Genomic DNA, 23,536 nt, shown 5'->3' with positions numbered 1-23,536 from the left:
CCATTCATCGTCGGGAGATTCGCATGCCCGGACTCCGCCTGCGGCTTTTTCTGACCCTGCTACTGTCGCTATCTCCCACAGTGGTGGCCGCGCCGATGAATGAATTGCACATGCTGGTTTTCCACAGTGATACCTGCCCCCACTGTGAAGCCCAGAAACCATTCATCGAAGCCCTCGATGAGTCGCACGAGGCATTATCGGCCCATTTCTTCGAGCTGCGACACAACGAGCACGGCCGCGCGCTGTTTCGCGCGGTGGCCTCGGCCCATGGCACAGGGGCTGATTCGGTACCCGCTGTCTTCGTGGGAGGACGGGCCTGGCTGGGGGACAGCCGCCTGATCCGGCACCAGATCACCAGCCATGTAGAGCACTGTCTCGAGATGGGTGACTGCCCCGACTCGCGTGATACCCGTCAACGATTCGATCAGACAGCAACAGCACAGGAAACAGCGCCGATCACCCTTCCCTTGCTCGGGACCATCGATCTGATGGTGCAACCGCTCACCGTATCGACAGCACTGATCGCCTTCATTGACGGATTCAATCCCTGCTCACTCTGGGTCTTGACCATCCTGCTGGCGCTGGTGATTCACTCCGGCTCACGCCGGCGAATCCTGACGGTGGGTCTGACGTTCCTGGGAGTGACTGCAACCATCTACGGCCTCTTCATAATGGGCGTTTTCGGCGCGCTCACCCTGCTCCTGACAGCCGCTTGGGTGTACTGGGTGGTTGCGACCCTGGCGCTTGTCTTTGCCGGGGTCAACATCAAGGACTATTTCTGGTTCCAGCGAGGGGTTTCCTTCACCATCGACGAGAAGCACAAGCCCGGGATCTACCGGCGCTTTCGTGGCCTGATCCGCGATGGCCGCTCGACACCGGCACTGATTGCCGCCACCGCCGTGATGGCAAGCGGTATCGCTTTCATCGAGCTACCCTGCACCGCCGGCTTCCCGGTCATCTGGAGCGGTATCGTTGCCAGTCATGGCATCGACTGGCTCTCCTTCTCCTTCCTGCTCGGGCTCTACCTGCTGGTATACCTATCCATCGAGATGGTCGTCTTTCTCGTGGCCCTGACCACGCTTCGTGTCGACCGTTTCGAAGAGCGGCACGGGCGCATCCTCAAGCTGGTCGGCGGCATCATCATGCTCGCCCTCGCCGGCGTTCTTCTGCTGGCTCCTGAGCTGATGCACGATATCCGAGGTGCCATCGCTGTATTCCTGATTGCTTTCGGTGCCGCAGCACTCATTCTCTTCACGCACCGCTACCTCTTACCGAAGCTGGGTGTGCACATCGGAGATGAATGGTAAAAGCAAGGGGTGATTATCGCACACCGCGCAATCGAGATGATTTTCAGACGTTCCAATCTCATGGCACAAGGGACCCCAAACGAGTGCAAATAAAAAGCCCTGATGGGCCGGGCCATTGCCCGGGAAACCATCAGGGCTGTCTGCTTAGACGGCCGTCTGTCCCCCGGCCTGGTGGTGGGCGCTAACATGCCTGAGAAAATCCAGGGAGGCTTCGGCACTGATCATCTCCCGGTCCCCTTTCCTGGCTCGGCCGGCCCGGGTAAAGGAGATGATGTCGCCCATGCTCACAATGCCGCACAGCCTGTTCGACGGGTCGATCACCGGAAGGCGGCGTACTTCGTGCCGTTCCAGCAATGCCAGCGCGTCGGCAATATCGTCTTCCGGGTGACAGCAGTGCACGGCACGGCCGTGGGCCACCTCCTCACCCCGAATTTCCCACAGAGGCCGGTGCTGCAAGGCGGCCCCAATGGCAATGTCCCGGTCGGTGACAATGCCCACGGGCTGATCCTGCTCATTTACCAATGGAATAGCACCGCAATCCCGTTCCCACATCATTCTGGCGATATCGTGCAGTGATGTCTGGGGCGAACAGCGCGCCACGTCCGTGACCATGATGTCATTGACTTTCATTCTGGGTTCCTCCCGGCAATATCCAGGGTTGATACCGGAAAAATCCGGATTTCCCGCATGAACAGTGGGGCGAGTCAGACCATCGCTCTACCCGGCACCATTCGACGAAAAACCCTCGATACCAACATACGCTGAGGGAAATATTTCGTGTTGACGGCCGTCAACGTGGCTCCATTCCCTTTGTGAACATCATCTGACCCGCCCATTCAACAGTCGAACGACGAGCGTCTGGCTTGGCTGGCGCACATACTGCTGGCATGATCAGGCGCAAGCACCTGATTCAACTGGAGCTGATAGATGAACCACGCCAAGCAATGGCAGGTGAAACTTGGCTGCCGGGAAGCCTTTGCCGAGTTGAGCTTCGATGTCTACGCCAACCACGCCTCCGTTTCCCCCCTCAGCGAGCCGGTGCGCATGGCCGTGGATGAGGTCATGGCGGCCCAGACCCGGGAAGGCGCGGGTTTCTTCATGGCTGAAGTGGAGCGGCGGGAGCACCTGCGGGAGCGGCTCGGCACACTGATCGGTGCAGACGGCCGGCACGAGATTGGGCTGACGGCCAATACCACCGCCGGTGTCGTCGCCATTGCCCAGTCCCTGCCCTGGCGCCGGGGAGACCGGATTCTGCTGCTTGAGGGTGAGTTTCCCACCAACGTCACGCCCTGGCAGCAGGCCGCCCGACGCCATGGTCTGGAACTGGTCTGGATGAATGCCGAGGATTTCCGGCTTGACCGAACCGCCGCCATGGACGTCTTCGAAAAGCACCTGAAACAGGGCATCCGCCTGGTGGCCGCGAGCGCCGTCCAGTTCACCACCGGCCAGCTCATGCCACTGGCCGCCATGGGCGCACTCTGCCGACAACACGACAGCGAATTCTTCGTGGACGGAATCCAGGCCGTGGGCGTGGTGCCACTGGACGTGAAGCGCATGGGCATTGATTATCTGGCCTGTGGCAGCCACAAGTGGCTGATGGCCCCGGAAGGGGCCGGCTTTGTCTATGTCTCGCCGGAGAAGGCCGAACAACTGCAGCCCAACCTGGCCGGCTGGATCAGCCACGAGGATGCCTTCGAGTTTCTTACCGGCGGCCCCGAGACCCTGCGTTATGACCGTCCCTTCCAGCGCGGAGCGCGCATGCTGGAGTCAGGCACCTTCAATTCCATTGGCTGTGCCGGTCTGTCAGCCAGTGTCGGGCTGATCCAGTCCATTGGGGTGAACGCCATTTACCAGCACGTACAGACCTGGCTGGATGCACTGGAAGCGCCACTCCTAAATCGCGGCTTCGAGAGTGCCCGTATGCCGGATAGGGAAGGACGCTCCGGCATCCTCAGTGTACGCCCACCGGATGAGCGTCCGGCAGCAGACTGGGCCTCTGCCCTGGCCGAAAGGGGCATCGCCTGTGCCAGCCCGGCCGGCTGGCTGCGCCTTGCCCCGCACTGGCCCAATAGCGTGGCGGAGGTTGAAAAGGTTTTACAGGCGGTGGACCAGCTACTCGCTCGTTAATCCCCCAACGCCTTACCTGCCTGTCAGCCGATCCAGCCCCGCCGATTTGCGTGCACCGAGAGCCACAATAGCAGAGCACCGACGGTAAAGATCACCAGGGGAAACGGCAGCGCCTCCGCCGCCCCAATTCTTCCGATCGCATCCAGGATGAACAGCACGTAGACGAACTGCGCCACCACAGCCACCAGCGATACCGTGAACAGGGGCAACGCCCAAGCCTTGCGAAGCAGCAATGCCACGGTTCCCCCAAGGCCGCTCAATATCGCAAGGGCATAAACGGCAAACAGCCAGGCTGGCCGTGCCTCGAACAGCTCGCGCTGGGCTTCGCTCATCTCGGCCAGCGCTTCTTCACTGGTCATGGGGTCCATGATCAGGGACAACAGCCCGAACAGCATCCAGACGAGAGCAAGGCCCGACACAATCCAATACCAGCGCGGCGGCTGAGTGGCTTCGGTGTTCATGAACAATCACTCCTGGTTCCTTGTCCACAATTTACTCCCCGGATGGGGAGCCCTTGACAGTCATGCGCAGGCGATCTTCCCGCTCACGCAACTCCGGCGTGAAATCCTCACCGAAATCCTCTGCTTCAAAAAGCGGACGAATTTCAATCTCGGCCTCGGTGCCGGGCATGGGATTGGGGCAGCGTTTCACCCACTCGATGGCTTCCTCCAGTGAATTCACCTTCCACAGCCAATAACCGGCAAGCAGCTCTTTTGTCTCGGCAAACGGCCCGTCCGTCACGACACGTTCATCGCCAGAGAAGCGAACTCGCACACCGGCACTACTGGGCCGGAGGCCATCACCATCCAGCAGAATACCGGCCTCGACCAGCGCCTCGTTGTACTTACCCATCGCTTCCAGCAGGTCCTGGCCCGGCAACTTCCCCGCTTCCGAGTCACTGCTTGCCTTGATCAGAATCATCACACGCATTGTCAGCCCTCCTCGAGAGTGTAGTCGTTTCCCCATAGTCGAGTGGGCCCGGCCTGAATCGACACCGGTTACAGAATCTCTCTGAGTGTAGACTCTACACCAAAAAAAACGGCGGCCCATCAGGGCCGCCGCATTCATTCGCTCCACTTCAGGCGGCTTGTTCAGCCACTATCTCGTTCTCCTGGACAGAACGTATCCAGCGTTCGATCTCCTCGCTAAGCAGGAACAGAGGCAAGGCACCGTTGGCCAGTACGGCATCGTGGAAGTCAGACAGGCTGAAGGCATCACCCAGGGCCTCTTCCGCCTGCTGGCGCAGATACTGAATGTGCAGCATACCCACCATGTAGCTGGTGGCCTGACCCGGCATCACCACATAACGCTCGATTTCGGCGACCACATCACCCCGCGGCATGCCGGTGGTCTCGAACATGTAATCAATGGCCTCTTCCCGTGTCCAGCGCTTGTGATGGATACCCGTATCCACGACCAGTCGAACGGCCCTGAAGAGTTGAGCCTGCAACATCCCGAGCCGTTCGTACTCGTCGTGATAAAGGCCGATCTCATCAGCAAGACGCTCCGCGTACAGCGCCCAGCCTTCGGTAAATGCACTGAACAGCGGGAAGCCGCGGAACAGGGGCAGGCCTTCCAACTCCATCTGCAGGGCAATCTGGAAGTGATGGCCCGGCACGGCTTCATGGGCCGTGAGGGTGCGCATGCCGAAACTCGGAATCTCCTTCACATCACGCAGATTGGCATAGAAAATACCCGGTCGGTCTCCACCCACCGGGGGCATGCGGTAGTAGGCCCCGGCGGCCGTATCCTGACGGAACTCGGGAACGCGACGAACCTCCACCGATGCGCGTGGCAGGCGTCCGAAGTACGGCGACATTTCGGCCTGAAGCTCATCAATCATGGCCTGGTAATCGGCGATGATCTGCTCACGTCCTTCATCTGTATCCGGATAGAGGAAACGTTCCTCCTGAGCAAGCTGATCCATGCGTTCGCCAACCGTACCCTCCATATACCCTTCGGCTCGAAGGATCTCATCCATTTCGGCCAGAATACTCTCCACCTGTTCCAGGCCAAGCATGTGAATCGCGTCCGGGCTCATGTCCGTCGTCGTATTCTGCAGCAGGGTGTGGCGATAGTAGGCCTCACCATTCGGCAGGGTCCAGGCACCGGCGTCCGTGGTCGTGCGTGGTCGCAGGGCCTCGAACCAGGCAATCATGTCGGCATAGGCCGGATACACCTGGTTCCCGATGGCATCGCGTGCGTCCGCCAGAATCGCCTCGGCTGCATCAGATTCAACATCCTCAAGCGCCTCCAGGCGTCCCACCAAATGGGTGTAAAGCTCGTGCTTCTCCACCTCGGCTGCCGTGAAGGCCTTCATCTCATTGAGCACATGATCAACCACGAAGCGCGGAGGAATGATCTCCCGCTCCAGCTGATAGTCCAGCAGCTCGATGACCTGACCGAACTTGACCGGGAACTGGGTGAGGCGGGTGACATAATCCTCGGCTCCACGCCGGTCTTCGATGCGATGGGTCTCGATCATGAACTCCGGCAGATTGTTCTGTACCCCGAACATCTGATTGACCGGGAAGCCGTGATACATGAATTCCCGCGCGCCCATGTTGGTTTCGAAGAACCAGCCCAGAATATCCGCGGACAGGCGCTGCTGGTGACTCATGCGATCCCGATTGTAGGAGCGAAGAATAGCCATGTCCCGGTCGACCCGCCGGATCATGGCCTCTCCACGTTCCAGGGATACATCACTGAGCCTACGGTTGTGACCCCGGAACGGCGTGTTCTCGAGAATGCCGAGCTGGGTCAGCATTTCCGGATCTTCCAGGGCGAAACGAATGAACACCCGGTCGTAGAAATGATCCACATTGAACGGTTTGCCCCAGACCAGCTTGTAGCCGAAGACGCCACCGCCGGTGAGAAGGGCCAGCAATACGATCAGGAATATTCGCCATTTGGTCAGGCGCAGGCTTTTCATGACTCATGTCTCCGTAAGTAAATCTTCAATCCAGGGCAACGACATGTTGTCGGAACGATTGATAGCCGTGTTCCGGGCCCACACCTTCGAAATACTCAAGCATCCGTACGGCAACAATGCCCGTCTCCGGAACGACGACGACGTACTGGCCCAGATAACCAGAGCCATACCAGGCGGCGATTTCCTCGCTGCTCTCGCGGCGAACCATTGACAAGCCCTTTGGGCGTGTTTCCGGCAGAACGATATCCATCCAGCCGGTACCGAAGGCTTCCGTCAAGGCATCAGCAATATCATCGCGACTGTCGTATTCACCCCGGATGGCCGACATTCCCTGTACCACTTCATCGGAAACACCGGCATCCCGGAATCCGGCGACGATCTCGTCGTCGATCACAAACTGCTCTTCTGCGGCTTGCCTCCACCACAGGAGGCCGACGGAATCATTGAGGTCGGAACCCGGCGCCAACAATGCCTCGATGGCCGATGCCTCAATGAGCACCTCCCCTTCATATCGTCCCTGATCAAGCAGCAGCTGGCCCAGACGCGCCAGGTCCATCGGCAGAATATGCAGGCCGGCCATGCCCTGTGGCGTCCCCGCCTCGTCACTCATCCAGGACCAGTTCTCGATCCCCATGGGCTGGAACAGTGCCTGATCGATATAGTCATCCATTGCCTTGCCGGCGACAGCCGGGAAGAGCCCGGCAATGAGATTGGTGGCCTTGTTGTTGTAGGCGTAGTGAGTACCGGGATCATGCTCCAGTTCCGCCGCCAGTGCCAGCTGCACGAAATCCGGGCTGGGATAGATCTCGACACCGGCATTGGGATTATTCTGCAGGCCGGAGGTGTGATTGAGCAGGTGCCGAACGGTGATGTCCTGCTTCCTCCCCTGTCGCCACTCCGGGAAGTAGTCGGCCACTGCTGTATCCAGCGATTCCAGTTCACCGGTGCTGAGCATGCGCGCCACACCCAGGGCCATCACGGATTTGGTGACGGACATGGCATGGATCGGGCGCTGGCCTTTGTCGTCGTACCACTCCAGCAGTGGTTCACCATCCTTCAGGATCACCAGTGCGGAACTGCGGCTCGCCTCGCCCTTTGCCCTGAGTTCCTCAATGGCGGTGGATGGCGTGTCTGCCATGGCCGTGGTGCTCCCGACGACCATGACCAGTGCGGCGGCCAAGTGCCGGAATACAGACATTTTCATTGTTCATTTCTCCCCGGCCAGCTGGCGACCCAGCCATTGGCCCATCAACAGAAAATAGCGATCATCATCCGAACGAAACGATGGCTCAGCGGATTCAAAGAGACTCCTCTGGACGAGAACCGCTTGGTAATACCGTTCTACCTCACCATAACACCTAGACCGGATTTTGCAAGTCAGCGTTCCCGCTCCCTGTCGACCGCTTGCCCTCATTGCAGGCTGAAAACGAGAATCTGGCCGTCGGAGGTAGGGATGATCAGCTCGTTCCGATGCCAGGCGGGTGAGGACAGAAAGACCCCCAGGTGGAGCACATGCGCCATGTAGGCGTAGAGGGCCTGATGCAACTCGCGGGCGGCAAGCCGTTCCTGATTGAAACCGCCGGTCTGCGGGTCCAGAACCCCGAAATGATCCTCTCGGGCACCATCGCTCTGGTAATGCCAGACCTGTTCACCGGTGGCCGATTCCAGAGCCAGAAGCTCGCCGTTCATGACACCCGTGATCAGATAGCGGCCGAGGACCAGCGGCGAGCTGTAGCTCCAGGCACCCACCGCCCGGCGCCAGACCTCACTGCCATCGGTCCGATCCAGGGCAATCACGTACCCCGGCACCGAGCTGCCCAGATAGATGCGTTCATCATCCACGGAGGGCGTCGCCACTACCCAGGAACGATGCATCATGGCGTAGCGCCAGAGCCTCTCGCCTGTTTCCAGGGACAGGGCATACAGGTAGCCATCGCGGCTGCCGACATAGACCCGATCACCATCCAGCACCGGCGAGGACTGAATGCCCAGCCACTGCTCATGAACACTGTCCCGCTCGGTGGCGTAGGACCAGCGGACTTCGCCGCTTTCCGCATCCAGGGCATGCACCATGCCGTACCAGTCGCCGACCACCAGCGTGGCCCCCTCCGAATGATGGCGGGAAAGCGCTGGCGAGGCATGGATCATGCCCGCAGTGCGGTAGCGCCAGAGGAGCGCTCCACTACTGGCGTCCAGGGTATAAAAATAGCCATCGCTACTGCCGAAGTGGACACGACCGTCGGCCACCAGCGGTGATGACAGAAAGAAATCCCAGGGATCGCGAATGGCGGCATCGGTCTGCCGTATGCCCATGTAATGGATGGCACTGAAGCGCTCCTCCCCGCCGGTCTGGAAGGACCAGGCCGCGCTGCCGTCAGCGCGATTGATCGCCTGGAACAGACCATTGAGATTGAGAACATAGACAAGATCCCCCGACACGGCGGGGGTGGCACTGATGGCCCCGCCTGTTGGGCGAATCCATTGCAACTGGCGATCCGCAAGTCCGAAGGCGTAGAGATTGCCGTTCTCGCCGGCCACGAAGAGTTGATCCCCGGCGGCTACCGGTGAACTGGCAATGGCGGTTGGCAGGCGAAACTGCCAATCCAGTGCCAGGCTCCTGACATCCACCTCCAGGTGGACATGACCGCTACGCTCGAGATCACCCTTGAACAGGGACCAGTCAGCCGCGTCGCTCGACGCGGCATGGAACAGAATCAACAGAGTCAATGAAAGGCGGGAAAGGGAAAACGACATGATTCGGACTCCTGAGAATGAAGTCCGGCCAGTCTGCTGATCGCGAATCGGGTTCGTCCTGAAGCTGGGCTAAAACTTCCTAAAGCCTGATTAAATTCTTTGTTTTCAATTACCTGGCAATACCAAACCGAGACTGCCCAGGATCGCCTGAAAGCGGGGCTCGTCATGCAGGGGCCGATAATGGGGATCGACCGCCAGCCACAGTAGCGCCTCCTGGTACTGCTCACGAGCCGCTTCCAGGTGATCCAGGGCCTGGCCATGATCACCGGCGACCAGGGCGAAGCGCGCCCAGGACAGTGGTGGGCGATAGTGACCCAGTGCGGCAGTCTCGCGCTCTTGCAGCAGCCGGGCATGCACCGCCGTCAGGCCTCCGTGGGTGAAGTCCGCCTCGAAACGGATCAATCGCTCCTCGTCGAAGCCCGCCCTTTCCATCAGCGCCAGCAGGTGTTGCATGGCCGCGGCCTCGTCACCCCGCTGGAAGTCGATATGCTGAGCCGAGATGTGATACGCGGCCGATCCGGGTTCGGTCAGGGTGATCCGCTGAATCTCCTCCCAGGCCAGCTCCGTCTCACCCTGCATGAGGTAGTTCCAGGCCACCATGGGCACCGCAAAGAACAGGGGCTGCCGGCGACGCAGGTCGGTAACTTCGGCCATGGCCTCCTCGAAACGGCCGAAGGCGAGCAGGAAATTGGCGTAGGCCAGCCGCCCTTCGGCGTGATCGGGATGAGTGTCCAGCAAGTTCAGAAAGGTTGCTTCTGCTGTCGGGTAGTCTCGACCGTGCAGGAACAGCAGATTGGCATAGAGCAACAAGGCTCGATCTAGGGAGGGGGCAAGACTCAGGGCACGAGTCAGCAGTGCCTCCAGTTCACCGTAATGGGGCGCGAGGGGAAGATTCGAGCGCCGAAGCTGTTGCAGCTTGGCCTCGACCAGACCGAGATACGCGTCCGCGTGATCCGGGTCGGCATCGATGGCGGCCCGGAACAGACCAACTGCCCGGCGCCAGTCTTCCGGCTCTTCACTGGCAAGCAGCTGCCGGGCCTGGGATCCGGGCCCTCCCTCCTCCAGCAATGCAGCCGCTGGCTCCGGCTCCCCGGTCAGCCACCAGACAAGCAGCGAGGCGGACACCAGCAGCCCCGCCGTCATCACTGCCACCCGCCAGAGTCCACGAAGGCGGGGCCCTTCTTCCCGGGCCACGGTGGCGATCCACTGGTAACCGACGCCCGGCACGGTACGGATGAAGCGTGGATTGCGAGCCGTGTCATCCAGCGACTGCCGAAGCTGGCTCACCGCCACGGACAGGCTCTCTTCCCCGACGATGCGGGGCCCCCAGACAGCCTCGAGCAGTCTGTCCCTGGTCAGAACCTCAGACGGATGGCTACAGAAATGCTCGAGCAGGACCGAAAGACGATGCTCCAATTCCCGCCGTTCGCCCCTGCGCAACAGCAGATTGCGCTCCGGCAGGAACCTCCACTGCCCGATTCGAATGCCCTTCCCCGCCTGCCCCATCCTGTGACTCGCTGCCGATGCTTACCCAGAAAATCAAACTGCGATTATCCCCCGCCGCGCCTGGAATGGCGAGTGAGCGGCAGAACCGGACAAGAACCCGCTGTCATCATGCCGGGTGTTGCCGGCATTGGCTCAGGCCTTCTGCGGTGAAAACGCAGTTGCGGCCTTCCGCCTTGGCGGCATACAGACATTTGTCGGCACGGGCCAGCAGATTCTCTTCGGCGGTGTCCTTTTCATCCAGATCCGTCACGCCAATACTGACCGTGACAGCGAAGGGACCATCGGTGCCGGAAAACGCCATCCCGGCCACGGCGCAGCGAAGCCGTTCGGCCAGGCGGGTGGCGGATTGCAGGTCGGTTTCCGGGAGCAGGATGGCAAACTCCTCACCGCCCATGCGGGCCAGGCAATCGCTGCTGCGAAGCGCCTGCGTGCAGACGTCCACGAAACGCTTGAGCACCTCGTCACCTGCCGCATGGCCGTGCCCGTCATTGATCTGCTTGAATCGGTCCAAGTCGAGCATGAGCATGCTCAGTGGATGGCGGTAGCGCCTGGCACGCTCATACTCTTCCCGCAATACGTCCATGAACACGCGCCGGTTGGCTGCCCCGGTAAGCGGATCGGTCTGAGAGAGGCGACGGAGCTCTTCAGTCATCCGCTCCCGATCGGTGACATCGCGATAGAACCAGATGCGCCCCCAATAGACACCGGCCGGTCCATGGAGCCCCCGGGAATAGCGCTCCAGGACGCGTCCATCCTTCATGTCGATTCGCATTCCCTGCTCTTCCTCTTCCAGGCTGGCGTACAAGGCCTTGACTCGCTCGATGAAGTCTTCGGGATCCACCAGCTGGTCTGTGACTGCCTTCAAGGCGGCCTCGCCATCGCGGGCCTCCATCACCGCTTCGGGAATGGACCAGAGCTCCAGGAAGCGGCGATTCCACGTTCTCATGGTATTGTCGGCATCCACCACCAGGATCCCGTCCGGCGATTCATCCAGGTAGGCACTCAACACGGTGGACTGATAACGGGTTTCCAGTTCCAGGTGGAGAGTGTCACTGATTTCGTGGGCCGTCCCCAACAGGCGGGTGATACGTCCGGTATCATCCATGAGCGGCACCAGCGCGGTGTGCCAGTAGGTCCGCCCGGCAGGGAGATCAAGCACTTCCCGGTAATCCGTGGCGGCCCGCCCCTCGACACACCGTCGATAATTGCCTTTCACATTCGCCGCCATTTCCGGTGACAGCAAATCATCCACACTACATCCCGCCACGTCATCGTGTTTCATGCCAGTGAGTTGCTCGTGGCGGGCATTGATGGCGGCCAGTCGGAACGCATCATGTGAATCCACATCGATCAGAAACGCCGCCACCCCAAGATAATCCAGCATCTTGCGGAGTTCGGCCGGGTCACGGTTGCTACTGATATCGTCCATCACATGGTACCGGGCATTCCTATCGATACTGACGCAGGTACTTCTTCTCGAACAGGGACTTGGACCAGTGCCACAGGCGGCTTCTGGGAAGCACCCAGTTGCGCTTTTCACTGCGGGCCACCAGCATGCCCTTGTCCATGCTGTCCACAATACACATCAATTCGGCCTTGAAGGTGGCCTCAGGTTCCCGTCCATTGAGTTCGGCATGCATGTTCTTCGCGGCCGCCGCGGCCTGCAGGTCGGCCATGTGCGCCTGCTTCGGCATCCAGTCCGGCCCCGGGAAGGAGCCGGCATCGCCGGCCACATAGACTCGCTCGGCCCCCTCCACCCGGCAGAAGGCGTCCGCCTTGAGGAGACCGCCGTCGGAACGGCTCAGTTCGGTGTTGTCGAACCAGGGGTTTCCGGTCATGCCCGGCATGAACAGGATGAGATCGGCGGGAAACTCGCCACCCTCGGTGCTGACCTTGTCCTCGCTGAAGCTCTTGAGTTTGTGCCCCAGGTGAGTGTGAATGCCGCGACGGTTCATCTCGCCCAGCAGCTTGCCCACGGCCCTGGGGCCGAGGCGTTTTCCCGGCTCCGGCGCGGGCGAGAAGAAGGTCAGCTCGAAACGGTCACGCCGCCCCTGCTTGCGCAGCAGGCTGTCGATGCCAAAGAGGAACTCGAACATGGGCCCGCCGCGCATGGCCTGACCTTCCCTGGGGTTGCCGGAGAAACCGAAGGCAATATGCCCTCCATCCATGTTCTCCACCGCCATCTTGATGCGCATGGCGGATTCAACCCCCTCACAGGGAGTGATGGCGTGTTCGATGCCGGGCAGCTTCTTGAGAAAACGCCCGCCGGTGCCGATCAGAATGGCATCGTTTTCCACCTCACCATTGTCGGTGAGCAGCAGGCGTCCGCCCAGGTCGAGGCCAGTGGCACTTCCCTGGTGATAGCGGATGCGGTGGCGTTCGAAAAAGCCCTCCAGTGGGCGGACGATGTCCTCCGCCTGGCGCTGACCGGTGGGCAACCAGATAAGGCTCGGCAGGTAGACGAACTCCGGGCGTGGCGCAACCAGGGTAATTCTGGCATCGCGATCCAGCGAACGAAGATGACGAGCGGCGGTGAGCGCGGCAAAGCCACTGCCGACGACGGTGATCTTGTGACTCATTGTGTCGGAATCCTTGATCTCGGGAACCTTTGATTGATCCGGTCGTGCATGCCGTCAATCGACCGGGGCCTTGATGGTGAAGGCTCCACGCAGCTCACCGGCCTGGTAACCATGGGCCTGGTCGTGGGGATATCGATCATCCAGGATGCCACGGATGTCCGCACTCATCTGATCCCGGTCACCATGACAGGCCAGGCACTGACCCTGAAGCGGGATGGGACGCAGGTAACGGTTGAAACGCTGCCCGTCCTCAACGACCTGTTCGACCTTCTCCATGTCGGCATAGGCCTCGCCATCGGCATGGCGTGCCTGAAATTCCGCCAGCCCGCGGCGCTCCCAGGCATCCGGCATGCCCAGCAGCGGATTGCGAACGCGGGTGCCCACCCGGGAAACCCGCCAGCCCCGTTCCAGGGATAGGCGGGTCTTGATTGCAGGCGCCCGGTCACGGCAAACAGCAATGGCCTCCGGCGGCCCGCCCTCCTGCATGGCCGCCTGGAGCGCCTGCATCAGCTCCGAGGCCAGTTCCCCGGTTGCGGCCCGAGCCTCATCCCGAAAATGATCCCGGGCATTCTCACCCGCCAACACGACCCCGGGCACCATCAGCACACTCGCAAGAACAATGCGTGAAATCTTCATGGCAATCTCCCGGTCTGCCGTATTAGATATTACTGATATTATAGGCGGTGATTTCCGATCTCAAGATGACGGGGATCAATCGGCAATCAATCGGTCGCGCAGTAAAGCTCGTAGAGCTTGGCCATCAGGGCCAGCACCTTGGGGTCGGCAATACGATAGTAGATGGTCTGGGATTCCCGGCGCGTTGCCACCAGCCCCTCCTGGCGAAAGCGCGCCAGGTGCTGGGACAGGGCCGACTGGCTGAGAGGCACTTTCTCATTGATCTGGCCCACCGAGCGCTCCCCGTTGACCAGAGAGCACAGCACCATCAGGCGATTGGGATTGGCCAGGGCCTTGAGGACCCGTGCCGCCTCGTCGGAATGGGCTTCCATCTCCTCGAGGGAGGGCATTCTTTGCCCGGATTTGAGAATTGCTGATGACATCAGAATGCACCGAAGCCAGTTGTAAGGAATATCCGTATATTAGCAAATTCGGTATGACTTTCGCTGCCCGCGCCGGGATTTGTCCCCCCGGACGATTGACCCGCACCGGGCACGCCGATACAATACCGCGCTTTCGGGCGATTAGCTCAGTGGGAGAGCACTGCCTTCACACGGCAGGGGTCGCTGGTTCAAGTCCAGCATCGCCCACCAAATTACCCAGCAAAATCAGCGACTTCCGAGCTTCGGGGGTCGCTTTTTTTGTGCCTCCTGATTGTCCGCCGCTTCCGAGTAGCCAAAAAGTGGCCACTCAACAGACAGCCTCCAGCGCGTCCACCGCCAGCCCAGCCGCCTATTTTTCGGACCCCTAAAAAGGGAATTTTCGGACCAGTACGCGAGGCCAGCCGAAATAGACTGACAAGGGGTGTCAGCAACCGCCTACAGAAAAGCATCAACGGATCAGGTACAGTCTCCCCTGTCCTGCCGCTGCCAACCGATGCGGCCACGGTCGCTCAAGCGGGGCTTAGGCAGAATCGCCCCCCTAGGAGAAACGGCCATGTTCAAGAAAGCAGCCGGAGACTGGACGCGCCTGCGCGATCAACTCGCTAGTTTTATCGAGTGCGACTTTCATCGTGGCAGGCGCGCGGCGGACAAAAGCTATTGGGACGCAATGTCCGAGGTCCGCGACGATGCAATATCCGCCCTGAAGCATGCACAGGCGCACAATTACCGGTACGTTCTATTCAGGCACGGAAACTCGACATCGAGGCCGGGACAGACCACGGCTCGGTCAGTGGTTCGTGGCTTGATGCGCAGCCCTGAGTCTACGAAATACGTGATAAAGGCGCGGTCGATCCAACATGAAACGGTCTTTGTGGCCGCTATAAGGACTGCCGCCAGGACTAGAGACCCGGAAAGAAATTAGCTCATGGGCATCCGAACGGCCTCAACCGAATGAGTACACTGTCATGGTGCTTCCTCACTATCTATCAAAGCCCAAGCCGTAGCATAGAAAAAACCCCCACCAGGACGAACCTGGCAGGGGTGATTCCCACCGCGAAGCATCGGCAGGACTTCGGCCTTTCCTCGGGCTGGTGGCCGCAACCAGCGGGGCGCTTTGCGGAGGACCGGCCGCCCCTTCACCGGCGAGGACTACTTCAGCTTGCGGGCCAGGTCATGCACCCGATGGGGTGACACGGACTCCACCGCGACCAGTCGGGAAAATCCCTCATGGCGTCCGGCCAGTGTATTGATGATGCGCTGGGTTTCATCGCGCCCCGGCAGCCCATCCGGGAGTTCTGCCAGCTTCGGCGGTTCCTGCCCCAGCGCCTTAGCGGCTGCCTCGGCAGAATCGGCAATGCCATGATACTGCCCGGCAAGCCGTGATCCCCCGGCCATCAGTTCCAGATCGGCGACAAACTGACGGACGCGCTCAGTGGCCGGAACCACCTTTTCAGCCAGTTCTGCCAGTTCCTGCGCCTTTTCCGGGGCCGTTTCCACCAGTTTTGTCAGTGATTCGCGGGCCTGTTCTGCTTCGCGCTTACGCTGTTCCTCGGCAGCTTTCTCCCGCTGCTCAAGCTCGACACGGATAGCGAGAATGCGCCGCTCCATGCGTTCAACGGCGGCAAGATCGTTGTGCTTGTTGCGAGTCGCCAGGGCTTGTTCATGCCATGCCCTTGGGGCAAGGCCGTCTTTGGTCGGCTTGGTCGGCTCGATGGTTTCAGCCAGCGCGTGCAGGTCATCGACCAGACACTGTTTAATATCCTCATCACTGGCAGACGCCACACTGGCCGCCATGATATGGCCCGGCAACTTAATGGCATCGTGATCGTGGGTCATGTTCACTTGTGCGCTCATTGCACCAGCCCCCTCGGTTTCAGCGGCTGTTCATCGTGCCGCGTGTTGGTTTTCGGTTTCGCCTTGCTGGTGTCCTGCTCTTGAGCCTGCACCCGATCCACCAGCCCGCGTGACTTCAAAGGCGCATCAGTGGCGCTGTTGGCGGTAACGTCATCCACCAGGCCGCCCGGAACCAGCGCACTGCTAACCGGTTGCATGTCGTCGGCATCGTCGCCATTAAGCTGGCGCTGCACCTCATCGGTCAGCATTCGTTCTGCCTGAGCAGACAACTTGCCCGAACCGCTGGTGGTGCGTCGGTGTGGGGTGTAACGGCGCGTGCCGTCGCCTGAGATAAAGCCTGTGTTGTTTACATGAAAGCCCATAGTTTCGTCCTCGATTGTTGCTTCAAAACTCACCAGACGCCCGCCCGTTTGCGGGGTCGCTTGGTGCCTGCTACAAGTCCGGCCACGGCGTTACACAGATCATCGTGTGCGCCTGTGCCATGATCGATTGTGTCCTTGCCTGAACGCCCTGTGCGCCGCTCAAGGCTACATAGCTGAATCACTAGCCGGTCGTTGTCCGGCAGCTCAATCCGCTTGCTGTTGAGTAGCGGGAGCATGTCCCGGTAAAGGTCAGAGCGCGGCTTCTGTGCCACGTCATAGGTGATTCTGTGCATGGCGAACCGCTCGCGGGGCCATTCGCCGCCGTATCTGTCGCCTTCAACACGGCTTATGCGGTAGTCGCGCATCAGGTCGGCAAAGTCAGAGACCACGGCCTCGGGGCTGAATGGCGGCTTAACTTCACGGATCGCATCGACCACCACCGTCTGCCCCTCATCGTGACCAATGGCCAGCGTCATGGAGTCCCGGCTGCCCCCTGACGGGTCCACAAAGGCGCGGTAACGGTGTTCGGACAGGTAGGGCAACTCATAGCGCCCTGGCATCACGCACGCCTCGACAACCTCACGCTGAACGAACTGTTCAAGGTCGCTACGGAACTCGGCCAGATACTCGGCTTTGGCTGATTCGGGATCGCGCTCCATAGCCTGATCTATAACGCGCTGTGGCAGTGCCGGGTTCATGGTGCGGCTAGGGGCCTTTGCCACCACAATGGGGCCTGCCTTGCCGTAGTAGCGCCGATAGGCATCCCACAGAACGCCGCGCTTGGCATAGGGGCTGCTGAGTACGATCAGGCGGCCATCCAGTGTCGCCATTGCCGGGCGGATAGCGTTGATGATTTCAAAGTCTGGATTGGCGCTGTCCTCGGATCTCCAAAACGCCACCTCATCAGCGATACAGCAGGCCACGGTATAGCCACGAACAGCCCGGAAACTGGCGGTATGCACTTCAATGGCTGTGCGGTTGGATAGCTCTATGCTCTCCTTGTCCTCACGCACTATCATGCGCTCCAACATCGGGTTATCGTGCAGCAGGCCGCTGATATATCGGAAACAGGAACGGGCTTGCTTGCGGTCGGCAGCCAGGACCATAACAGTGGCAACTTCGCCGGGAGCCAGCCTGTCGGTGTAGTCAGTGAAGGCAGCATCATAGACGGCTCTGAGTGCCGCTGTGTTGGTCTTGCCGCCACGCCTGCCCACTACTAGGTAAAGCTCATCCCCACGCTGTGTGGGGGCGCTGGTGCGGCCTGTGAGGGCTTCCCAGTGCTTGCGCTCGGTGGAATCCAGTGTCAGGCCATCGAATCCAGCAAACAGGGCACGCCATGCGCTCCAGGTGTCGCCAGCAAACTGATTGCCGAACAGTGCCGGGTCGGTCATGGCATCCCTGATTGTTACCGTGGTCTGTTGTGCCGCTGGCATACTCACTTGCGGATCTCCGTATAAGCGTCAACAATCTTGCCGGTCTCCAGGTCGATCACCAGCACACCGATTTCCTTTGTCATACCGTGGCCTCCTGCTGTCTGCGCTGGAGATATTGCTGCAAGTCGGGCACATCACGGGCCTGGCGCTCTAGCCCCAAGGTCTTGAGCAGGCCAATCAAGGTATTGACCGCCTGCGTGAGCTTGCCCTGATCTACTTCCTCACCGCGGGACAGGGCGGCCTCTTGCTGTTCGATAATCGCCTCCATCCAGATTGCCCGTTTACACAAGCTGCGTTTCTGGTAGGACAGCACTTCGATTCCCCCAAGGTCATTGGCGAGTGTTTCGTATCGCTCATTCACCACGCGCGCCAGGGTCGTGCGTCCGTCCATTTTTTCGATCCAATCTGGACGATATCGGGGGGGCAACTCGCGATTCTTGGCTTCCATATCGTAGATACTCTCGGGGTTTCTCACTGGCCACTTTCTGGCCCTAAAAAAATCCAGGTTAAGCTGTAAGCCACTGTTTATGCGGTTTTTTTGTTATTTCTGGCTATGCCTAAACAAGGCAGGGCACTATCGTTCCGGGCGGGCCGTAGGGGTTATCAGGGGCTCAGGATGCGCCGCGCACTAAAGACCCTAATGCTCCGTCAAATCGCCGCCAACCCCCGCCACCAGTTGGGCTGTGTGGGAAAGTGAGCGTAGCGCGAGTTTTGCGGATTCACGGTCTGCCACACCTGCCGCGATCATGGCTTTGCTGATCTCACCCTGGGCAAACGCTAAGGCCACCGCCGCCTCGGCCGGATCAGGCCAGCGCGATTGAATCTCATGCATGAAATTTTTATCCAGCATCGTATGCCCCTGTAATTTCCCTGCCCATTACAAAAGACACTACAAACAGCAAAACGGTGCGAAAAATCACCACCAATTCGGAGAAATACCGAAATACTTCTGGTGCGCTTGCGGGGGGATTACATTGAAGCCCGGCGAGCCTTCATCTCGAAACAGCTCCCGCCGCCTTTCCCACGCCTTCCGTGCAATCGCGGGGGAAGCCTTTTGGCCGATGGTCGCCAAACTAGCTGCAGCCATCACACTCCCGCACCACACCGTCCGCGCCGTTGGGCGAACACCATGCCGCTCATGCAAAATCCTCGCGCCGATTGCAATATGGGCATCGCGATAATCCCGGTTCGAAATATGCGGCGGGCGGTCGATTCGGGCAATCTCGCGCAACTTATAAAGATCGAACCAGACCCGATCAAAACGCGCCTCTGCGTTTCGAGCGTTAATCAGCTCAGCATGCCATTCGCGGTAGGCACTCATATCGAACGGCGAAGGCACCGAAGTTTCGAAAGCCTCGGGGTCGGGATTCTCGCCGCCTATTCGCGACCACGCCGCCATCCAGTCAGTCTCCGTAACCTCGGCAGCGCGCTTCAGCGTCCGCCCATGTCGCGTAAAGTTCTTTGCAGTGTTCGACGCAATCTGCCCTAGCCACGAAGGCAACGCCGCCTCGTTGGAAAGTCCCTGGCGTCCATTCCATACTCTCAGCCACGCCGCTTGTTCAGCATCCTCAATTTCCGATTCAGTGACACCCTGGGCACGAATGCGACCACGAACCATTCCGCCAAAGTCACGCATGGCCGATTCAAGCGCCGATTCATCGCCAGCCATCAGTCGCCGCGCCAGATCATTCGCCTCTTTCAACTCGTTCATGTCCAATCTCCTGGAGCATTCTGGAAACGCTCGCCCCGTAAGTAATTTACAAGCTAAAGCTGTATATATATCTTCCCCTTGAGTCTTGTACTTGTACTGTTACTTAAACTCAGTTGGGGTCGCGGAATCCCTTGTCATGCGCGGCTTTCAGCGGGTTGGGGTGCATGGTTCGCGGCTTCTTTGAGCCCAATAATCGCAGCCACTTTTGAGTAGTCGTCACCGTAATTGTCAGACCCGGCCCAGCCCTCAGTGACGGTCTGAACCTTCACTCGCAGATCGACGCCTCTCAGGATTGCGGGGCTTAATCTTCCCGATTTACGCTTTAGTCCGCGCTGCCTGGCGATTGCTCGAAGTTGGCGCTTGAGATCTGATTTCTTTCCCAGCGTCGGGCGTGCGCCCTTTTTTGTCCGCCCTGGTGGAAGTTTGCAGTTATAGAAAGCATCCAGCTCAAGGCCAGGGAAACCGTCCACCAGCACAAACCTCATTTGCACCTTAGGAAACTTCCCATTTGAGCCGCGATACTCGCGAACCGCGTGCCACTGATACCGCGCTGTATATTCACCCTCAGGAATCAGCTCCTCGCCATCCTCGTCACAATCAAATGCCTCGTCATCGCCCGCACAATCCTCAGCGGTTTCATTTGGCGTAGGCGATGGAAGGTCTGGAAAGGGGTCGGGAGCATCGCGACCATACGCAGTCGCCACCAAATCGCGGGCCTGATCGGTGGTAAAGTCGGCAGCATCCGTTTTCGGGGGCAGCCAATCCGGGAGCGTCACCCAGCGGATATTGCGTGCGACACCTTTGAGGCGTTCAGCAATCGTCCCCATTGCCTTAACGCCCGCATCATCGTTATCGGGCCACAGAACCACCTCACGGCCTCGCAGCGGCTCTATATAAGCCTTGCTCGCCCCACTGCACCCACCCGCCCAAGTCGTGCAAAACGCCTTTGGGAAATGCGCTGTCGCGGCCTCTGCGGCCTTTTCACCTTCAACCAGAATGACGGGGCAATCGGAGTACATAGACAGCCACTCGACTTCATATAGTGGCCGGGCAACACCCTTCGGCAGCCCTTTCCACTCCCACCCTTCGGCAGTCGGGATTGCCTGCCGTACTTCCTTCCCCTGCGGGGTGTCGAAGCGATACAGGCACAAAATCGGGGCTCCGCCGTCGTGATAGGTATAGATCCGACTCGGTTTACCCAATGAGGGATGACGGTCGGGCCGCGAAGTGGGGGGATTGACGCCTCGGGGGGCCGTCAGCTCGACAGGCTTGGGGGCCTTCCTTTCAGGCTTGGGCCGGGGCGTCCAGGTATCACCGCCGCCGAATCGCTCCCTGACCCAGCGGGCGGCATCGTTACGATTGCGGGCCTGGCCGTATGACTGAACCAGATCAAGCACGCCACCACCTTCGCCGCGTTCATGATCGTAAAAAGTACCCGTGGCAAGATTGACGGCAAGCGAGCCTTGGCGCCCGAAGCGCCACTCGCCGTTGTTTGATAGCCTTGGATTCCGGTCGCCTAGCAGGGTCTCGGCAACTTGGGGCATCGTCTGATTAAGCTCACTCACGCCGCCCTCCCTCGGCCCAGCGGCCGATTCGGAGGGGGAGCCAGCCACGCACCGTCATGGCCACTAGCCACAAACGGGCGGGACTGCTATCCTCGACGCAGATTTCCTTGGAGGGGAAATCACTCAGGGGACGGTGTGTGCTTGGCGGCTGCACCGTCCTCTCTCGTTTCTGCTCGTTCATTTTTCACCTCGAGATCAAAATAACCCTCCTGCTTGCGTAAGCGCCTAATCACCTCCCGACATCCTGTCCGCTAGTTTTTTCACATCAGACAAGCGCACCGCTGTCCGCCCGTCGGCATGGCGGTTCGCTACTTGTCCGGCTATAAGGGCCTGCCCGATAACCTGAACGGGAACGCCCGTTTCTCTCGCGGCCCGCATGACGCTGAGCCATTTGTTTTGATTGCTCACGCCTGCCCCCTATGCCGCCGCTTTGCGATCCAGGTATTGCTCAAGGTCCGAACGCAACCAGCCAACCATGCGACTGGTCACCCTAATTTTGCGGGGGAATTGCGGATCAGATTCGGCCAAATTGTGAACGGTTCGCAGCGTGCATCCGAGAAACTTAGCCGCCTGCTTCGGGCGCAGAAATGCGGGTTCGATTTGTTCAGATTTCATGGCGTTACCTCTCTCAGTGGAAACTTTTTTTGTTCGGTAGGCTTGACATCTGTTGTCAATCTAGCCATACTGGATTCATAAGTCGAAATTTATGCCATTGGTTTGTAGTGTTATAAAGTAACAGCACAGCAACCCAATTGCTTCATCCCCAATTCTATTTTCACCTGTGATTCCATACAGTGTCAAGTAATTCATCACCCAGGCCACCCGGCCGACGGTGCGCCCTACTTACTGAAGTCACCCTTTCGCAGCCGTTCCCTGCCATTTTCTGGGAGTAGCCAGCTTTTTCGCGAACGCCTCCATGTGCTCGGCTATCAGCTCATCATCGGGATTTCCGTAGTGTTGCTCGATCATTTGCGCGGACCGATGCCCGACCATTTGGGCGATGGTCAACAATGGAGCCCCGTTCGCCACCAGCCTCGAAATGAAATGATGCCGGAGGGAGTAGAACCCCAGATCGGCAGGGAGTCCACCTAGCTCCTTCACCCTAGCCCACGGTTTCAAGTGGGCCTTCTTCGTCATCTTCTCGCCTGGATTGCGTGAGGGGAAAACCCAGCCATCCAGGGGCTTGCCGCCCTGCTCCCACCAGCCCCGCATGATCGCCACATATTCGGCGGGGAGTTTCAGTTTCACGGTGATCGGGTTCGGATGATCTTTCGTTTTTTCCGGCACCTTCTCCAGCCGCCCAAACTCGACAGACAGTTCCTGCCAGGTCAGTGAATACAGATCGCCCGGCCTCAGTCCGGTGTATAGGGCTGAATAGCAGAACGGCACAAACCAATGAGGAAAGGGCACCTTATCCAGATCAGGCAGGTGGGGCTTGCCATGCTTTCGGCTTCTTCTTCGCTGTCCGCGTACTTCCTCCGCAAATGCCGCCAAGCCGACTTCCAGCCCTTCCAGCTCATCATCGGTTAGCAGCCGCCGCGCCTCCTTCCGTTTGCGGTGCCTTTCCCGCTCTCTCGGATCGTTGACAGGCTTTTCAAGTGAGTAATGGGCCAGCGGGTTGCGGTCTAGCAGATCATCCTTCACGGCCTGATTCAGCATGGTCTTTAATGCGCCATAGGTCCGAACCAAAGTGGCGTGCGCTCTCCCCTCTTTTCGCTTGGCCCTCTGCCATGCCTCAATATCAAACTTGTTCAGGGTATCCATGCCCCTGTTCATCAGCTTCGGGAAATTCGCTCGAATCCTTGCAACCGTTTCGCCACCCGTCCGCTTATTCCTCATCAGGTCCGAATAACGGCCCTCAAGGTATGCCCCCACGGTTCGGGCCTTGTCCGCCTCCTCAGCGGCCACTAGAGACTGTTTCTGGCGCTTTTTCTCCTGCGCAGGGTCTTGCCCCGCGTCCACCTTGCGCCGTATCTCTAGCGCCCTCTCCTGAGCCTCAATAGGCTTCATCTCAGACAGCAGCCCAATGGCATAAACGCGCCGCCTTCCGTCGATCATGTAACGCACCCGCCACGATCCCCCCTTGGCGGTCTTTAGAAGGTGGAATCCACGAATGGTCTTGCAGTAAAGCGACTCGCCTTTCTTGGCGCTTTTCAGGTGCCGACTGGCAGCCGCTTCGGTGATCGAAGTGATGCGGGTCTGTCGTGACATGGCAGGGGCCTCTGGTTCCGCTTCGAGTAGCCAAAAAGTGGCCACTCTCTGGCCACTCTCCTGCATATTAGTGCATCAATGCGGAAACGGCAATCCCCTATATCCCTGTTTTATATGCCATTTTGTTCGGCCTGCTT

The 23,536-nt window shown here is 59.6% G+C and carries 22 protein-coding genes and 1 tRNA gene; 3 read left to right on the top strand and 20 right to left on the bottom strand.

What is annotated here, in order from left to right; translation table 11 throughout:
* Nucleotides 1-23 precede the first annotated feature (23 nt).
* Nucleotides 24-1,307, top strand: a complete 1,284-nt coding sequence (locus RBH19_RS04225) for a thioredoxin (RefSeq protein WP_306727570.1) — start codon at nucleotides 24-26, stop codon at nucleotides 1,305-1,307.
* Between the two features lie 144 nt (nucleotides 1,308-1,451).
* Here RBH19_RS04225 and RBH19_RS04220 read toward each other — a convergent pair whose 3' ends face one another.
* Nucleotides 1,452-1,937: a CBS domain-containing protein gene (locus RBH19_RS04220; protein WP_306727569.1), complete on the bottom strand. Its 486-nt coding sequence runs from the start codon at nucleotides 1,935-1,937 to the stop codon at nucleotides 1,452-1,454.
* A gap of 297 nt (nucleotides 1,938-2,234) precedes the next feature.
* On the opposite strand from RBH19_RS04220, the gene RBH19_RS04215 reads away from it, so the two are divergent.
* The gene (locus RBH19_RS04215) at nucleotides 2,235-3,434 is read left to right on the top strand and encodes an aminotransferase class V-fold PLP-dependent enzyme (protein WP_306727568.1); all 1,200 of its coding nucleotides are present in this window, start codon (nucleotides 2,235-2,237) and stop codon (nucleotides 3,432-3,434) included.
* Nucleotides 3,435-3,457: 23 nt separating this feature from the next.
* On the opposite strand, the gene RBH19_RS04210 is transcribed toward RBH19_RS04215, so the two are convergent.
* The 10 genes from RBH19_RS04210 to RBH19_RS04165 all read right to left on the bottom strand — a co-directional run bounded on the left by RBH19_RS04210 (nucleotide 3,458) and on the right by RBH19_RS04165 (nucleotide 14,230).
* Nucleotides 3,458-3,895: a hypothetical protein gene (locus RBH19_RS04210; RefSeq protein ID WP_306727567.1), complete on the bottom strand. Its 438-nt coding sequence runs from the start codon at nucleotides 3,893-3,895 to the stop codon at nucleotides 3,458-3,460.
* Nucleotides 3,896-3,926: 31 nt separating this feature from the next.
* Nucleotides 3,927-4,364, bottom strand: a complete 438-nt coding sequence (locus tag RBH19_RS04205; protein ID WP_306727566.1) for a YciI family protein — start codon at nucleotides 4,362-4,364, stop codon at nucleotides 3,927-3,929.
* Nucleotides 4,365-4,512: 148 nt separating this feature from the next.
* Nucleotides 4,513-6,366, bottom strand: a complete 1,854-nt coding sequence (locus RBH19_RS04200; protein ID WP_306727565.1) for a DUF885 domain-containing protein — start codon at nucleotides 6,364-6,366, stop codon at nucleotides 4,513-4,515.
* Nucleotides 6,367-6,391: 25 nt separating this feature from the next.
* Complete coding sequence (locus tag RBH19_RS04195; RefSeq protein ID WP_306727564.1) at nucleotides 6,392-7,570, bottom strand: serine hydrolase domain-containing protein; 1,179 nt, start codon at nucleotides 7,568-7,570, stop codon at nucleotides 6,392-6,394.
* 206 nt (nucleotides 7,571-7,776) lie between these two features.
* Nucleotides 7,777-9,120, bottom strand: a complete 1,344-nt coding sequence (locus tag RBH19_RS04190) for an outer membrane protein assembly factor BamB family protein (protein ID WP_306727563.1) — start codon at nucleotides 9,118-9,120, stop codon at nucleotides 7,777-7,779.
* A gap of 105 nt (nucleotides 9,121-9,225) precedes the next feature.
* A complete protein-coding gene (locus RBH19_RS04185) occupies nucleotides 9,226-10,626 on the bottom strand; it encodes a winged helix-turn-helix domain-containing protein (protein ID WP_306727562.1) in 1,401 nt (466 codons plus the stop codon).
* Nucleotides 10,627-10,732: 106 nt separating this feature from the next.
* The gene (locus tag RBH19_RS04180) at nucleotides 10,733-12,055 is read right to left on the bottom strand and encodes a sensor domain-containing diguanylate cyclase (RefSeq protein ID WP_306727561.1); all 1,323 of its coding nucleotides are present in this window, start codon (nucleotides 12,053-12,055) and stop codon (nucleotides 10,733-10,735) included.
* Between the two features lie 19 nt (nucleotides 12,056-12,074).
* On the bottom strand, nucleotides 12,075-13,205 hold the full coding sequence (locus tag RBH19_RS04175) for an NAD(P)/FAD-dependent oxidoreductase (protein WP_306727560.1): 1,131 nt from the start codon (nucleotides 13,203-13,205) through the stop codon (nucleotides 12,075-12,077).
* A 54-nt stretch (nucleotides 13,206-13,259) separates the two neighbouring features.
* Complete coding sequence (locus RBH19_RS04170; protein WP_306727559.1) at nucleotides 13,260-13,841, bottom strand: Tll0287-like domain-containing protein; 582 nt, start codon at nucleotides 13,839-13,841, stop codon at nucleotides 13,260-13,262.
* A gap of 86 nt (nucleotides 13,842-13,927) precedes the next feature.
* The gene (locus RBH19_RS04165) at nucleotides 13,928-14,230 is read right to left on the bottom strand and encodes an ArsR/SmtB family transcription factor (protein WP_306727558.1); all 303 of its coding nucleotides are present in this window, start codon (nucleotides 14,228-14,230) and stop codon (nucleotides 13,928-13,930) included.
* Nucleotides 14,231-14,398: 168 nt separating this feature from the next.
* Here RBH19_RS04165 and RBH19_RS04160 point away from each other — a divergent pair.
* Nucleotides 14,399-14,473 (top strand) — tRNA-Val (locus RBH19_RS04160).
* 939 nt (nucleotides 14,474-15,412) lie between these two features.
* Here the strand turns inward: RBH19_RS04160 and RBH19_RS04155 are convergent.
* From RBH19_RS04155 to RBH19_RS04120, 9 genes are all read right to left on the bottom strand, one after another.
* On the bottom strand, nucleotides 15,413-16,117 hold the full coding sequence (locus RBH19_RS04155; protein ID WP_306727557.1) for a hypothetical protein: 705 nt from the start codon (nucleotides 16,115-16,117) through the stop codon (nucleotides 15,413-15,415).
* Entirely contained in the window at nucleotides 16,114-16,512 is a 399-nt protein-coding gene (locus RBH19_RS04150) for a hypothetical protein (protein WP_306727556.1), read from the bottom strand. The genes RBH19_RS04155 and RBH19_RS04150 overlap by 4 nt, the downstream gene beginning before the upstream one ends.
* On the bottom strand, nucleotides 16,509-17,912 hold the full coding sequence (locus RBH19_RS04145; protein WP_306727823.1) for a terminase large subunit domain-containing protein: 1,404 nt from the start codon (nucleotides 17,910-17,912) through the stop codon (nucleotides 16,509-16,511). Before RBH19_RS04145 ends, RBH19_RS04150 begins: the two co-directional genes overlap by 4 nt.
* Before the next feature lie 79 nt (nucleotides 17,913-17,991).
* Nucleotides 17,992-18,360, bottom strand: coding sequence for a hypothetical protein (locus RBH19_RS04140; protein ID WP_306727555.1), 369 nt, complete (start codon nucleotides 18,358-18,360; stop codon nucleotides 17,992-17,994).
* A gap of 189 nt (nucleotides 18,361-18,549) precedes the next feature.
* Complete coding sequence (locus tag RBH19_RS04135) at nucleotides 18,550-18,762, bottom strand: hypothetical protein (protein WP_306727554.1); 213 nt, start codon at nucleotides 18,760-18,762, stop codon at nucleotides 18,550-18,552.
* Nucleotides 18,763-18,828: 66 nt separating this feature from the next.
* A complete protein-coding gene (locus RBH19_RS04130; RefSeq protein ID WP_306727553.1) occupies nucleotides 18,829-19,623 on the bottom strand; it encodes an RNA polymerase sigma factor in 795 nt (264 codons plus the stop codon).
* A 134-nt stretch (nucleotides 19,624-19,757) separates the two neighbouring features.
* Nucleotides 19,758-21,188 (bottom strand): DUF6371 domain-containing protein, encoded by a 1,431-nt coding sequence (locus tag RBH19_RS04125; RefSeq protein WP_306727552.1) that lies wholly within the window; start codon nucleotides 21,186-21,188, stop codon nucleotides 19,758-19,760.
* A gap of 417 nt (nucleotides 21,189-21,605) precedes the next feature.
* Complete coding sequence (locus tag RBH19_RS13630) at nucleotides 21,606-21,803, bottom strand: helix-turn-helix transcriptional regulator (RefSeq protein WP_374728957.1); 198 nt, start codon at nucleotides 21,801-21,803, stop codon at nucleotides 21,606-21,608.
* A 237-nt stretch (nucleotides 21,804-22,040) separates the two neighbouring features.
* A complete protein-coding gene (locus RBH19_RS04120; RefSeq protein WP_306727551.1) occupies nucleotides 22,041-23,399 on the bottom strand; it encodes a site-specific integrase in 1,359 nt (452 codons plus the stop codon).
* Between the last annotated feature and the right edge of the window lie 137 nt (nucleotides 23,400-23,536).

Source organism: Natronospira bacteriovora (genome assembly GCF_030848495.1).
Classification (GTDB): domain Bacteria; phylum Pseudomonadota; class Gammaproteobacteria; order Natronospirales; family Natronospiraceae; genus Natronospira; species Natronospira bacteriovora.
This window is presented reverse-complemented; position numbering and strand designations above follow the sequence as displayed.